Consider the following 12491-nt stretch of genomic DNA (forward strand, 5'->3'; position numbering starts at 1 on the left):
GGCCTCAGATCTCAGGCCTCAGATCTCAGGCCTCCGGACCGCCGCCGCCCGCACCGGCCCCGCGCAGCAGATCCCGGCCGAACTCGACCATCTTCTTCGCGTAGTCCTCGGTCCACTGCGCGCGCTCGGCGATCGCCGCGGGCGTCAGCCGGTCGAAGCGCCGGGGGTCGGCCAGCTGGGCGGCCGCGATGGCCTGGAACTCGACCGCCCGGTCCGTCGCGGCACGGAAGGCGTGGGTCAGCTCGGTGGCGCGGGCCAGGAGCTCCCGAGGGTCCTCCATCGACTCCAGGTCGAAGAAGTGCTCCGGGTCGGCGACTGCTTCCGCGGGCTCGAAGAGCAGGGGCGCGGGTCGCAGACGCTGCTCGGTCCGGGGCCGCTCGGGCTCCGCCATGGTTCTTCCTCCTCGTACGGTTTCCGGCCGTGGGGCCGTCTTCCATTCTCCCTTGCTCCGCAAGGGGGCCGTGGGCCTTGGGCTGTGGGGGTTCCTGGATTTCCGTGTGCCCGCGCCCGGCCTAGGGCCGCCATGCCACGCGGTGCTCCGCGAGGCGGGCAAGCACCGCGTGGTTCGCTTCCCAGCCATCCGGGAACTTCACCGTGACGCCCAGTTGGACCGGTTCCGTCGACGGATGGTCGTCGAGCAGCTCGCTGACGCCCGCGCGGCAGATCACGATGCAGGCGTGGCGGTGGCGGGACGCCAGCACGCACAGGCGCCCCGTCTCCAGGTGGAACGCGGTGGCGTCCGGGCGGCCGGAGAGCGGGTGCAGGACCACCGTCACGTCGAACTCGCGGCCCTGGAGACGGTTCGCGGTGTCCACCGTGACGTCCCTGACGCCCATGTCCGCGAGGATCGCCCGCACCGCCGCCGCCTGGTCGCGGTGGGCGGTGCCGACGGCGATGCGATCGGCCGTCAGGGGCGTGGGATCAGGACCGCGCTCCGAGGTGGCCGCGCCGCCGCGGTCCAGGAGCCGCCGGACGACCTGCGCCACCGCGCGTACGGCCTCGGGGTCGGTCCGTGGCGTGTTCCGCGCGGGCAGTTCCAGCAGGCCCCAGCCCGACTCCGCCGCCTCGTCGATCACCCGGTCGGGACCCGAACCGTCCGAAGGAACACCGAAGTTGAGCTTCCGGTCGCCGTGGTCCGTGCCGCTGCGGAAGGGCGTGTACGGATAGAACGCGGCCGAGACCAGCGGTGCCGCCGACGCCGGGAGCCGCCAGGACACCGGCAGGCGGTGCTGCGGCAGTTCGGGGTTGTGCGCGAGCAGCGTCGTCACCGCGCTCGCCGAAGGGTCGTACGCGAGACCGGCCCACTGCTCGGCGCCCACGATCGAGAACGGGTCGAGCTGGCCGGGGTCGCCCACGAACAGGGCCCGCTCGAAGAGCCCGGCCACCGCGAGCAGCGCGTCCGAGCGCATTTGATACGCCTCGTCCACGATGGCGTGCTGCCAGGGCGCGTCGAGCTTGGAGGCCTCGACGTGCGCCCACTTCGCCGCGGTCGACACGACGACGTCGAGCCCGGCGAGGTCGGCCGCCTTCGTGGACGTACGGACGAAGGGCAGGTCGTCCAGGGCCTTGTCGTACGCGTCCGGGTCGCTGCTGTGCAGACGCCCCACCGGCAGCTCGGGGTCCTTCTCGGCGAGGCGCAGGACCAGGTCGTCGACCTGCGCGTTCGTCTGCGCGATCACCATCAACGGGCGCCCCGCGGCGGCCAGTTCGCGGGCCGCGCGGACGACCAGGGTCGACTTGCCCGCGCCGGGCGGCGAGTCGACGACGACGCCGCGGTGCGCGCCGTGCAGCGTGTCGTGCAGGATCGCGTCCGTGGCGCGGTCTGCCGCCGCGCCGGGGTCGAAGGAGGCGCGGTCGAAGGGGGCGGTCGGACTCACAGGGTGTCCTCCGGCGTCACGGGGTCAGGGCGCTCGGCTGCCTCGCCCGGCGGGCCGCCGTGGGTCCAGGGAGTCGCCTCGGGTTCGGGCAGTTTGGGGCCGCCGCGCTGCTCGTGCTCGAAGAGCGTCCAGCAGATCCGGTCGCCCTTCTCCGGCAGGGAGCCGGGCTCCGGCTCCTTGCCGCGGCCCATCTTGTCGGTGATGCGCAGGACGACGGAAGCGCCGCTGCCTTCGCCCTCGTACGTCACGAACTCGGCTGTCTGCGGCTTGCCTTGGAGTGAGCGGTAGACCTTCGCGCGCTCGGCCAGGTGCGGGTGGTCGTCCGTGCGGACCGTGACCAGGGGGCGCGGCCGCGGGCTCTTGCCCTCGCTGTACGCCATGACCACCTCGGTCACCTCGCCGGCGAAGGCCTCGCCCGCGAGCCGGCGCCCGGCCATCACCAGGGGGTCGTCGAGCGCCTCCTGGGCCTCCAGCCGGGCCTGCTCGCGCTCGCGCGTGGCGAGCTTGTTCGCTGCCGTCACCGCGTCGTCGAGGCGGGGCTGCGGGGGTTCGCCCGCCGTCACGCGGTCCCGGTGGCCGGTGAACGACCAGCGGTCCCGGGTCCAGCGGTCGGCGGCGTGCGGGGCCTCGGGGAGCGTGCACAGCGCGTCGAGGCCGCGCCACACCGCGTCCCAGGTGGGGCGGGTCCTGCTCTCGATCAGGGAGCGGATCTCCCGCTCGGCCGCGGCCAGTTCGGCGAGGCGGGCGTCCGCCTGGATGCCGTCCTCGGCGGTGGCGAGGGTGCCGCGCGCGCGGTCGTAGCGCTCGATGGCCGGGGCGAGGAGGCGGTTGTCGAACGCCGGGTCGGTGGCGGGGCCTGCGGGCGGGCAGAGCAGTTGGCCGTCCTTGTCCCGCGCCAGCTCGGCGTGGAGCGCGGCGTCGGCTCCGGAGGTGCCTTCCGGGGCCTCGATCCAGGCGAGCAGCGCGCCCAGGTGCTGGTCCTCCAGGCTGCTCTGGCCGGTGGCCCAGTGCCGGGAGAGCAGCTCGGTCATGGCGACGAGGAGGGAGGATCCGGGGACGCGGGCCCGCTCCCCGAAGTGGGTCAGCCAGCGGCCGAGGAGGGGGACGCGGGGCGGGGCGGGATACGGCGTCTCCGGGTCCTGCTCGGCCGTGCGGCGGAAGCGGGTGGAGCGTCCGATGAGCCGTACGAAGTCGATGCCGGCGCTGCTCGGGACGATCAACTGCGGGGCGTCCGAGCAGAGTTCGACCTCCACCTTGACGCGCTTCCCGGTCTCCGGGTCGGTCTCGTTGCGCTCCGCCGCCTCGACGTCTTGCGTGTACGAGTCGACGTACTCCAGGACGGTGTCCGCGAGTTGGGCGAGGAAGGTGAAGCGGAGGTCGCGGTCGCGGGGCTGGGGGACGAAGAGGACGCGGGGCGAGGTCCGCTCGGTCCCGACGAGGGCACCGAGCGGCGCGCCTGCCTCACCGGCGGTGGTGAGGGGGACGAGGACGAGGGGCCGCTGGGAGAGGTGGCGGTGCCGGGTCGTTGCTCTCGGCTGGGCGCGGCCGGTGGCTACCGCCTCCAGGCGGGCGAGGTTGTCGATCAGTGACATTGGGTCGTCCTCCCCTGCGGGCCGTCGCAGGTTGTCCCGCCGCTTCGCGGCGGATTTTTCCCGCCCACCCACCCGATTGCCCGGCATCGAGCCAGCGCCGAAATGCTCAAGACCACCCCGTGCCTCAGCATCCCCTGCCTCCCGTCGAGGCCCCGCCGGACAGCGCCTCCTGCCTCAGCGCCGCCGCCCTCCTCAGTGCCGCCACCGCCGGGTCCGCAGGATCGCCCGATGTGCCGTTCGCCGCCGACAGGACCCCGGCGACCGTCGTCAGGCCACCCAGTTCGCCCCGCACCGAACGGCCCAGGGAGGTCACCGCGCCCTCCTCGCGGGAGCGTTCGCGGCAGTGGAAGGCCAGTTCGCAGGCGGCCAGGCACTCGGGGGCGTACGTCGCAGGGACCGATTCGACCGCTGCCGTCAGGTCGGCGGCGGGGCGGGACACGTCGAACGTCGTGCCCTCCGGCAGCGCTGCCGCGATGTCCTCGATGCGGGTCAGGCGGCCCAACTGGCGCCTCGTCACCGAGAGCTGTTTGCGGACGTCGATCGCCGACGCCGTGGGGAGGTTCGAGAAGTCCTTGGGGCAGACCAGGAGCACGTGGTGGCGGACCCGGGGTGCCGGGTCCATGTGCGCCGCGACCCGCTCGAGCGCGAGGGCGTACACCGCGGCCTGGCGCGCCGCCGCGCCCACCTTCGCCGCGTCCGCCGAGCCGTCGATCATCGGGAAGGACTTGATCTCGACGACCGTCCAGGTGCCGTCGGGGTGGACCACCACCGCGTCCGGTTCGAGGAAGGCGGGGGTCCCGGCGACGTCGAGCGCCAGCATGGGGTGGTCCAGGAGGGTCCAGCCCTCCGTCGACGTCGCCTCGCGCAGGGCGAGCGAGGTGCGGGCCGCGCGGCCCTCCGGGCCCACCGCGGAGAGGTCCGGGACGGACGACTCGCCCGGCACCGGCTCAGGGCCGCCCCCGAGCCGGCCGTGCACCAGACGCAGCAGCTCCGCGCCGCCGTCCGCCTTGACCTTCGCCTCGAAGGCGTTGCCCCGCATGAACGCGAACTGCGACTGCCCGAAGGAGGCGGGCGAGCCGAGCGACTGCGCGAGCGTCGCCTTGTCCACGCCCGCGCCGTCGAGCAGCGCCCGCCTCTGGCACCCCGGATTCGCGGCGAGGGCCGCGAGCGCGCGGGCGTCCAGCGGCTGCGCCGGGACGTCAGGGCCGCGCAGCTCAGCGAGCCGCTGTCGGAGTGCTGTCCCCCGCTTCGGCGGGTCGGGCACTCGGCTCGGCGCCTGGCTCGGCAGGCCGCTCGCGCGGCCGGGGAATTCGCTCACCCGCCGAAGTCTGGCACCCGCCACTGACAATTGAGGACTCTGGGGCGGACGAGGCCGACGGCGCGCCCGCCACGGACGTCGCGTGCGCCCCGGCGACCGGCGCGTGCGCCCCGGCCACCACCCCGGTCGACGGCCGCGCGGCGGCGAGCGGCAGTCCCACCCTCGCCTTCACCCGGTCGGCGAGCCGCAGCACCGGCCGTACGAGAAGCAGCCCGAGGCCCATCACCGCGGCGCCCGCGACGGCGTCGAGGAAGTAGTGGTTCGCGGTGCCCATCACGACGATCGTGGTGATCAGCGGATAGCCCACCGCCGCGACCCTGGTCAGCGGCGAACGGCCGTGACGCCACAGCATCACTCCGCACCACAGCGCCCACCCCACGTGCAGGCTCGGCATCGCCGCGTACTGGTTGGTCATGCCGCCGAGCCCGCGCGGCGCGCTCGCCTCGCCGCCCCACCAGCCGTAGTCGCTGTACTGCGCCATGGTGTCGACGAAGCCGTACCCCTCGCTCAGCAGGCGGGGCGGGCAGGTCGGCAGGAGCGTGAAGCCGACCAGACCGATCAGGGTGGAGATCATCAGCCACGCGCGTGCGGCGCGGTAGTGGACCGCGCGGCTGCGGAAGAGCCAGACGAGAATCAAGGGTGTCACCACATAGTGCAGCGACGCGTACCAGAAGTCCGCGGGGACACCTATCCAGGAGTGGTCGGTGAAGAGACGGTTCAGCGGGTGCTCGGCGTTGATGCTCAGGAACTGCTCGACGCGGAGTATGCCGATCCCGTGGTCGACGGCAGCGGCCACGTCGCCGCGCGCCAGCAGCCGCCCCGCCGAATACGCGGCGTACACCAGCACGATCAGCGGCAGCTCCGTCCACCAGCGAAGCCGAAGCCCGTTGATGCCCCCGGTGCCCGGAGCTTCGGTCTGCTGCATCCGGTCGGTCCCCCATCCGTTTTGGTCATGTGGTGTTCGCCGCCGCATCACTTTACGGCGTACGCGAGAGCGCGCTGAGGCGGTCCCCGGTGGTCTTAGACGCAGAGATCGACGACCGGGTTGCTCCTTGCGGGCGGGAGTGATCGCGACATGGCGGGTGAGTGATGATGGAGGGCACGGACAGCTGTCTGTCCACAGAATTCGCTCTATGACAGCTGATGGTCTCGACCGATGACGACGGCCATCGGCCCGGAAAGGCTCGACATGGCACCGCGCATCCTGCTGGCCCGACACGGACAGACGGAGTGGTCCCTGTCCGGCAAGCACACCGGCAGGACGGACGTCCCGCTCCTCGAAGAGGGCCGCAACGGCGCGAAGCTCCTGGGCGAGCGCCTGCACCGGGCCCCCTTCGACGGCCTCCCGGACGCCGAGGTGCGCACCAGCCCTCTCGCGCGTGCGCGGGAGACCTGCGAGATCGCCGGCTTCGGGGACCGTGCGACCACCTGGGACGCGCTCATGGAGTGGGACTACGGCTCCTACGAGGGGATGACCCCGGCCGACATCCAGGGCGTACGCCCTGGCTGGTTCATCTGGCGCGACGGCGTCCCCCGGGGCGAGACCCTGGAGCAGATCACGGCCCGCGCGGACGAGGTGGTGGCCTGGGCCCGCAGCGCGGACCGCGACGTCCTGGTCTTCGCGCACGGCCACATCCTGCGGTCCATCGGCGCACGCTGGCTCGGCCTCGGCATCGACTTCGCCGCCCGCATCCGCCTCAACCCGACCTCGGTCTCCACCCTCGGCTGGGCCTACGGAGAACCGGCCATCGAGTCGTGGAACGACACCGGGCACCTGGCATAGAGGGGCTACGGATCAGGGAGCGTACGGCCGGCTGACTACACGGCCCGCGGCAGCGAAGCATGCCGCTCCAGGAAGCCGCACACCCCCGAAGCCCGCCGGTGCGGAAGCAGCACCCGGGCGGTCGTGGCGAGCATCGACTGGATGCGCGACGACTGCACCTCGTCCAGGAGCCCGAGCACCCGGAGCCCCGCCGTCGCCGCCTCGTCGGGGCGGCCGGCGCGGGCCAAGTCGTCGGCGAGCTCCGCGGTGTAGAGGGCGATGTTCCGGGTGAACTGCGGGGTCTGGGCCGATGCCACGCCCGCCGCGCGCCGTGCGTGCCGGGCCGCGCGCTCCCAGTCGCCGAGCGCCGACCAGCACTGCGCCTCGAGGCCTTCCAGCTCGGCGAGGCCGTAGAAGGTCATCCACTCCGGGTCGGCGTCCGAAGGGCCACGGTCGAAGAGGGCGTGCGCGCGGGTCAGCGCCTGCTCGCAGCCCGCCTTGTCGCCGAGCCCCGCCCAGCCCCCGGCCTCGCGCAGCGCGAGGAGCGAGAGCAGCCGCGGCGACGAGAGATGCCGGGCGGCCCGCGTGGCCGCCTGGGACGCCCGCACCGCCTCCCGGGGCCGTCCGGAGTCGCGCGCCAGGAAGGCCGTATTGCAGAAGGCGTGTGCCTCAAGGGCCGGGTCGGAGGCCATCCGGGCCGTCGCGAGAGCCTCCGCGTAATGCGAGCGCGCGTCGTCGAAGCGGCCGGAGTCGTGCGCCAACCAGCCCACGGAGATCGCCAGTTCACCGGCGCCCGCGTGCAGCCGGTCCGCCGTCGACTGACGGGTGGTGCCCGCGTCGAGCAGGGCGTACGCGGTCCGCAGCGGGGCGCCTGCGCGGCGGTAGAGGCCGTCGGCGCCGTGCCGGTCGTCGAGCAGCCTGATCTTCCGTACGGCCTCCTCGACCGCGCTCACCTCGGCCTCGCCCGCCCGGCCGCCGCGCTGAGCGGTGGCCGCGGCCGGGCTCTGGGCGGCGAGCCCGAAAGGCCCCAGAGAGGCGGCGGCCACGGTGGCCGTGCCGCTCATGAATGCGCGACGTAGCACGTCGCTCTCCTCGTGGCTCTGGATCTCGTACGGGTCGCACTCGTGCGTTTCGGGGCCCGATGGCCCGGACGGAGAAGACTCATACAGCGGGATCGTGGTGTGTGACGCGGGCGCTCCGGACAGGGCGCGCGCCCCTCGCCCGCGCACTGCCGAGCGGGGTGCGAACCCCAGATCCGTCAGCGTCCGGCCGGGGAACATGTGCAGGAACACCCGCTCGTACGCGTAGTTGGGACAGCGGATCTCGCCCGCCTCGACGCGTCCGATGTAACGGGCGTCGCAGCTGACGCGCTCACCGATCTCGCGAGCGGCCCGGCGGATCACGGCGGCGAACTCGCTCGGCGAGCGCTGTCCTCGCAGGTGTCGGAAGTCAAGATTCGGTCGTGGGGACGGAGTTGACGATGCCATCGGTGACGACGCCATGGCCTGACCCTCTCGTACGGATCGTGCCGGAGTGCGCCGCATCCTGTGGATCCGGCGATGCTGCCCCTGTTCCGGCGGAGCACGAACGTACCCGCTGTGATGGGGACGGCACGCGGAGTTTGGCTACAAACGGGATATCTCACCCATGATCTGCCATGAAGTGCCATCCTTTGCGGCGGCATTACGCCGTAGCTGTTGACGCCGTCCCGCGTTGAACCATGAGGAGAGGGAGCGACGCGGCTTCCGCTCTTGCGAGGAGGGGTCCCCTTTGTTGGAGATCGGCGTGGAGAACGGCGAATCGCGGGCGTCGCTGACTACGGCACGGCACCTGCCGACCCAGGACCGTAGCGCACCACCACAGCACGGCGTCCGGCCCGTCGAGCCCTCCGAGCCCCCCGGCTTCTGCGATCTCGTCACGGTCCCGGCCCGCCAGGGCCTGGAGGCGGTCGACATCCTGCGCCGCGGGGCGGGCGACGGAGTCGGCCCCGTCCTGCACGACGGGAGCTGCGACACCCTCGGCTTCCTGGTGCCGCCCGGCACCGCCGACGCCTGGGACCTGCCGGGCAGCGCGTGTACGCAGACCTTCGGCCGCGGCACGCGACTGCACGCCGAGCCGGAGCCGGTCCCGCCGCCGCCCCCGGTCGCCGGGACCGGCTGGCTGCTGCCCCCCGACGAGACCGATCCGGTCACCGACCCCGCCGTCCTGCGCGCGGCGCTCGGCCAGGCGGCCCGCACGATCGAGGCCGCCGACAACTGCCGCTGAGCCCGAGGCGGGGCGGTGCTCCAAGGTCATCGGGCCGGGCCGTCCGCGTACGCCGATAATGGTCCGATGGCAAGGAACAGGCGATCCCGGGAAGAGGCACAGGCCGTCGTCGAGAAGGTGGACGGCGGGCTCGCCGAGCTGATGCCCGACCGGGACAGGGCGCGCGCGTGGACGCTGCTCGTGGACGGCGCCCCGCAGTCCCATGTCGACCTCGACGACCCGGCGTATCTCGACTTCGAGTACCAGCGCAGGCTCGGCCACGTCGCCGATCTGGTCGCGCCGGCCGGCAAGCCGATCCAGGCCCTGCACCTCGGCGGCGGCGCCTTCACCCTCGCCCGCTACATAGCCGCGACACGGCCCCGCTCCACCCAGCAGGTCATCGAGCGCGACACCGCGCTCATCCAACTCGTCCGACGCGAGCTGCCGTTGGATCCGCAGGCGCGGGTGCGCGTGCGCGGCACGGATGCCCGCGAAGGGCTCGCGAAGATCCCGGACGGCTGGGCGGATCTCGTCATCGCCGACGTCTTCAGCGGCGCGCGCACCCCCGCCCACCTCACCAGCGCCGAGTTCCTCGGTGACGTACGCAGGGTCCTGAAGCCCGGCGGCCTCTACGCCGCGAACCTCGCCGACGGGCCGCCGCTCGCGCATCTGCGCGGCCAGCTCGCCACCGCCGCCACGCTCTTCCCCGAGCTCGCGCTCATCGCCGACCCGGCCGTCCTGCGCGGCAAGCGCTTCGGCAACGCGGTGCTGGTCGGCTCGGACAAGGCGCTGCCGATCGCGGAGCTGACCCGGCGCAGCGCGGGGGACTCGCATCCGGCGCGGGTCGAGCACGGCCGGGCGCTCATCGACTTCAGCGGGGGAGCGGCGGCGGTCACGGACGCGAGCGCGGTGGCGTCGCCCGCGCCGCCGCCTTCGGTGTTCCGCTGAAGGCGCACTTCCACGGCGCACTTCCACGGCACGGTCAGTACTCGTTGATCTCGACCGCCGGGGCGTGGTCGTGCCAGGTGCAGAAGACCGAGACCTTCTCGGCGCCCGCCGTGAACTCCACCCGGATCCAGGTGTCCTGCTTCCACACCTGCACCGACCAGCCCGCCGCCGGGGTCGCGGAGACCAGCGTCGCGGAGTCCTTGCCGAGGTCGAAGACGACCCGGCCGCCGTCGGAGGAGTAGCTCTTCACGTTGCCGGGTGTGGAGGCGGGCGTGGAGGGAGTGCCCGGTTTGCTCGTCTTCGTCTTCGAAGGTTCGTTCTCGGGGGGCTCGGCCGTCTTCGAGGGCTTCTTCGACTTCGACGGCGAGGGGGTCGGCGTCGGATCGGGGCGGTGCGTGGAGGACGAGAGCGGCTCCGCGCGGTCGCCGTCGGCGGCCAGCGGCACGGCGCGCGGCGGGTCGTAGGCGGTGCCCGCCATGACCGTGTGGACACCCCACCAGGAGAGCGTGACCGCCGCGCCCGTGGCGAGCGACCAAGCCATTGCGTGTATGAGTCCTCTGCGCATCGCGAGCCATACTGCACCACCCGGCCCGCCGGTGTCCCAGGAGGACCGTGGTCACTCATATGGCGTACGGTGCCGCCCATGGCAAGTGTGCTCGTCGTCGAGGATGACCAGTTCGTACGCTCCGCTCTCATCCGGCATCTGACCGAGGCATCGCACACCGTGCGCAGCGTCGGCACCGCCCTTGAGGCGCTGCGCGAGGTGGCCCATTTCCGTTTCGACGTGGTGATCCTGGACCTCGGCCTGCCCGATCTGGACGGTTCCGAGGCGCTGAAGATGCTGCGCGGGATCACCGACGTCCCCGTGATCATCGCCACCGCGCGCGACGACGAGACCGAGATCGTCAGGCTCCTGAACGACGGCGCCGACGACTACCTGACCAAGCCGTTCTCCGTCGAGCACCTGTCGGCCCGGATGGCCGCCGTGCTGCGCCGCTCGCGCGTCACGGCGGGCGAGGCGCCGCCGAGCCGGGAGATACGGGTCGGAGGGCTCGCCATCGACCCGCTGCGCCGCCAGGCGGAGCTGGACGGTGCGCGGCTCGATCTGACGCGGCGCGAGTTCGACCTCCTTGCCTTTCTCGCCGGGCGTCCCGGCGTCGTCGTACCCCGCAAGGAGCTGCTCGCCGAGGTGTGGCAGCAGAGCTACGGGGACGACCAGACCATCGACGTACATCTGTCGTGGCTGCGCAGGAAGCTGGGCGAGACGGCCGCGCGGCCGCGCTATCTGCACACGCTGCGGGGTGTCGGCGTCAAGCTGGAGCCACCGCTGTGAGGTGGGCACTCGTCAAGGTGTGCCTGGCCGTCACGACGATGGTCGTGGTGGCCTTCGCGGTGCCGCTCGGGCTCGTCATCCAGGAGATGGCGCGGGATCGGGCCTTCTCGAACGCCGAGCGGCACGCGGCCGGCATGGGCCCCACGCTCTCCATCACCACCGACCGCGACCAGCTGACGCGGGCCGTCGCCACGTCCGAGGCGGGCGGCGAGGGACGGATGGCCGTCTACGTACCGGCCGTCGACAAGGCGCCCGCCCTGGAGATCGGCGACCGGCGGGCGGACGCGCACGCGGTGGAGACCACGCGCAAGGAGGGCCGGGCCCGGACGGCCACGGTCGACGGCGGCTTCGCGCTGCTCCAGCCGATGGCCCTGAGCTCCACCCAGATCGCCGTGGTCGAGATCTTCGTGCCCGAGGGTGCGGTCAGCAACGGCGTGACCACGGCGTGGCTCGTGCTCGCCGGTGTCGGCGTCGCGCTGATCATCGGCTCCGTGGCGGTCGCGGACCGTCTTGGCGTACGCATGGTGCAGCCCGCCAAGCGGCTCGTGGGCGCGGCGCAGTCCCTGGGGGAGGGGAAGCTGGGGGCGCGGGTGCCGGAGGAAGGGCCGACGGAACTGCGCCTTGCCGCGGTGGCGTTCAACTCGATGGCGGACCAGGTGGTGCAACTCCTGGCGAACGAGCGGGAGTTGGCGGCTGACCTGTCGCACCGTCTGCGCACTCCGCTGACGGTCCTTCGGCTCAACGCGGCCTCCCTTGGGGACGGTCCCGCGGCCGAGCAGACGCGTATCGCGGTGGAGAAGCTGGAGCGCGAGGTCGACACGATCATCCGCACGGCACGTGACGCCAAGCCGCAGACCGCCGCGGTCGGTCCCGGCGCGGGCTGCGACGCCTCCGAGGTGATCCAGGAGCGCATGGCCTTCTGGTCGGCGCTCGCGGAGGACGAGGGGCGTGAGGTGCGGGTCGCGGGGGTGGAGCGGCCGGTGTGGATACCGGTGGCGCGCCCCGAACTGGTCGCCTCCCTCGACGCGTTGCTGGGCAACGTCTTCCGGCACACGCGGGAGGGGTCGGCGTTCGCGGTCGACGTGCACAGTGGCGAGGACGCGGTGATCGTCCTGGTGTCGGACGCGGGGGCGGGGATCGCCGATCCCGAGGCGGCGTTGGCGCGGGGCGCGGGCTCGGGGGCCGACGGGTCGACGGGGCTCGGCCTGGACATCGTGCGGCAGCTCGCGGAGTCCACGGGGGGCGATGTGCGCATCGGGCGGTCCGTGCTTGGCGGGACGGAGGTCCGGATCTGGATCCAGCTGGACGGACGCAGGCCCGTACCCGGGGGCCGTGGGCATCGGGGTGCTGCCGTACGTCGCCGGAAGCGCGCCCCGAGCCTCCGCTGACGCCCTGAACCGCCGCTTCGCGGCGGATC

12 protein-coding genes are annotated in these 12491 nt (G+C 73.0%); 5 read left to right on the forward strand and 7 right to left on the reverse strand.

Annotated elements, in window-relative coordinates:
- Nucleotides 1–25: 25 nt before the first annotated feature.
- From M4V62_RS26810 to M4V62_RS26830, 5 genes are all read right to left on the reverse strand, one after another.
- Nucleotides 26–391 (reverse strand): hypothetical protein, encoded by a 366-nt coding sequence (locus M4V62_RS26810; RefSeq protein ID WP_249589766.1) that lies wholly within the window; start codon nt 389–391, stop codon nt 26–28.
- 121 nt (nt 392–512) lie between these two features.
- Complete coding sequence (locus M4V62_RS26815) at nt 513–1877, reverse strand: AAA domain-containing protein (RefSeq protein WP_249589767.1); 1365 nt, start codon at nt 1875–1877, stop codon at nt 513–515.
- Nucleotides 1874–3469 (reverse strand): hypothetical protein, encoded by a 1596-nt coding sequence (locus M4V62_RS26820; protein ID WP_249589768.1) that lies wholly within the window; start codon nt 3467–3469, stop codon nt 1874–1876. Before M4V62_RS26820 ends, M4V62_RS26815 begins: the two co-directional genes overlap by 4 nt.
- A 124-nt stretch (nt 3470–3593) precedes the next feature.
- Complete coding sequence (locus M4V62_RS26825) at nt 3594–4733, reverse strand: hypothetical protein (RefSeq protein WP_249593013.1); 1140 nt, start codon at nt 4731–4733, stop codon at nt 3594–3596.
- Nucleotides 4684–5712 carry a phosphatase PAP2 family protein gene (locus M4V62_RS26830; protein ID WP_249589769.1) on the reverse strand — a complete coding sequence of 343 codons (1029 nt, stop codon included), beginning with the start codon at nt 5710–5712 and terminating at the stop codon, nt 4684–4686. The genes M4V62_RS26825 and M4V62_RS26830 overlap by 50 nt, the downstream gene beginning before the upstream one ends.
- Before the next feature lie 264 nt (nt 5713–5976).
- Between M4V62_RS26830 and M4V62_RS26835 the strand changes: the two genes are divergently transcribed.
- On the forward strand, nt 5977–6570 hold the full coding sequence (locus M4V62_RS26835) for a histidine phosphatase family protein (protein WP_249593014.1): 594 nt from the start codon (nt 5977–5979) through the stop codon (nt 6568–6570).
- 35 nt (nt 6571–6605) lie between these two features.
- Here M4V62_RS26835 and M4V62_RS26840 read toward each other — a convergent pair whose 3' ends face one another.
- On the reverse strand, nt 6606–8051 hold the full coding sequence (locus M4V62_RS26840) for an NsdA family TPR-like regulatory protein (protein WP_249589770.1): 1446 nt from the start codon (nt 8049–8051) through the stop codon (nt 6606–6608).
- A 271-nt stretch (nt 8052–8322) separates the two neighbouring features.
- On the opposite strand from M4V62_RS26840, the gene M4V62_RS26845 reads away from it, so the two are divergent.
- Both M4V62_RS26845 and M4V62_RS26850 read left to right on the forward strand, forming a co-directional pair.
- Entirely contained in the window at nt 8323–8814 is a 492-nt protein-coding gene (locus M4V62_RS26845) for a hypothetical protein (RefSeq protein ID WP_425574998.1), read from the forward strand.
- A gap of 66 nt (nt 8815–8880) precedes the next feature.
- Nucleotides 8881–9741 carry a spermidine synthase gene (locus M4V62_RS26850; protein WP_249589772.1) on the forward strand — a complete coding sequence of 287 codons (861 nt, stop codon included), beginning with the start codon at nt 8881–8883 and terminating at the stop codon, nt 9739–9741.
- Nucleotides 9742–9775: 34 nt separating this feature from the next.
- Here M4V62_RS26850 and M4V62_RS26855 read toward each other — a convergent pair whose 3' ends face one another.
- Nucleotides 9776–10306, reverse strand: coding sequence for a hypothetical protein (locus tag M4V62_RS26855; protein WP_249589773.1), 531 nt, complete (start codon nt 10304–10306; stop codon nt 9776–9778).
- 78 nt (nt 10307–10384) lie between these two features.
- Between M4V62_RS26855 and M4V62_RS26860 the strand changes: the two genes are divergently transcribed.
- Both M4V62_RS26860 and M4V62_RS26865 read left to right on the forward strand, forming a co-directional pair.
- A complete protein-coding gene (locus M4V62_RS26860) occupies nt 10385–11074 on the forward strand; it encodes a response regulator transcription factor (protein ID WP_249589774.1) in 690 nt (229 codons plus the stop codon).
- Nucleotides 11071–12462, forward strand: coding sequence for a sensor histidine kinase (locus tag M4V62_RS26865; RefSeq protein WP_249589775.1), 1392 nt, complete (start codon nt 11071–11073; stop codon nt 12460–12462). Before M4V62_RS26860 ends, M4V62_RS26865 begins: the two co-directional genes overlap by 4 nt.
- Nucleotides 12463–12491 lie beyond the last annotated feature (29 nt).

The sequence above is a fragment of the Streptomyces durmitorensis genome (assembly GCF_023498005.1).
Classification (GTDB): Bacteria; Actinomycetota; Actinomycetes; order Streptomycetales; family Streptomycetaceae; genus Streptomyces; species Streptomyces durmitorensis.

Coding starts and splice junctions, on each gene's coding strand:
- M4V62_RS26860 (WP_249589774.1), top strand. CDS start 10,385: ATGGCAAGTGTGCTCGTCGTCGAGGATGACCAGTTCGTACGCTCCGCT.
- M4V62_RS26835 (WP_249593014.1), top strand. CDS start 5,977: ATGGCACCGCGCATCCTGCTGGCCCGACACGGACAGACGGAGTGGTCC.
- M4V62_RS26820 (WP_249589768.1), bottom strand. CDS start 3,469: ATGTCACTGATCGACAACCTCGCCCGCCTGGAGGCGGTAGCCACCGGC.
- M4V62_RS26855 (WP_249589773.1), bottom strand. CDS start 10,306: ATGCGCAGAGGACTCATACACGCAATGGCTTGGTCGCTCGCCACGGGC.
- M4V62_RS26840 (WP_249589770.1), bottom strand. CDS start 8,051: ATGGCGTCGTCACCGATGGCATCGTCAACTCCGTCCCCACGACCGAAT.
- M4V62_RS26810 (WP_249589766.1), bottom strand. CDS start 391: ATGGCGGAGCCCGAGCGGCCCCGGACCGAGCAGCGTCTGCGACCCGCG.
- M4V62_RS26830 (WP_249589769.1), bottom strand. CDS start 5,712: ATGCAGCAGACCGAAGCTCCGGGCACCGGGGGCATCAACGGGCTTCGG.
- M4V62_RS26850 (WP_249589772.1), top strand. CDS start 8,881: ATGGCAAGGAACAGGCGATCCCGGGAAGAGGCACAGGCCGTCGTCGAG.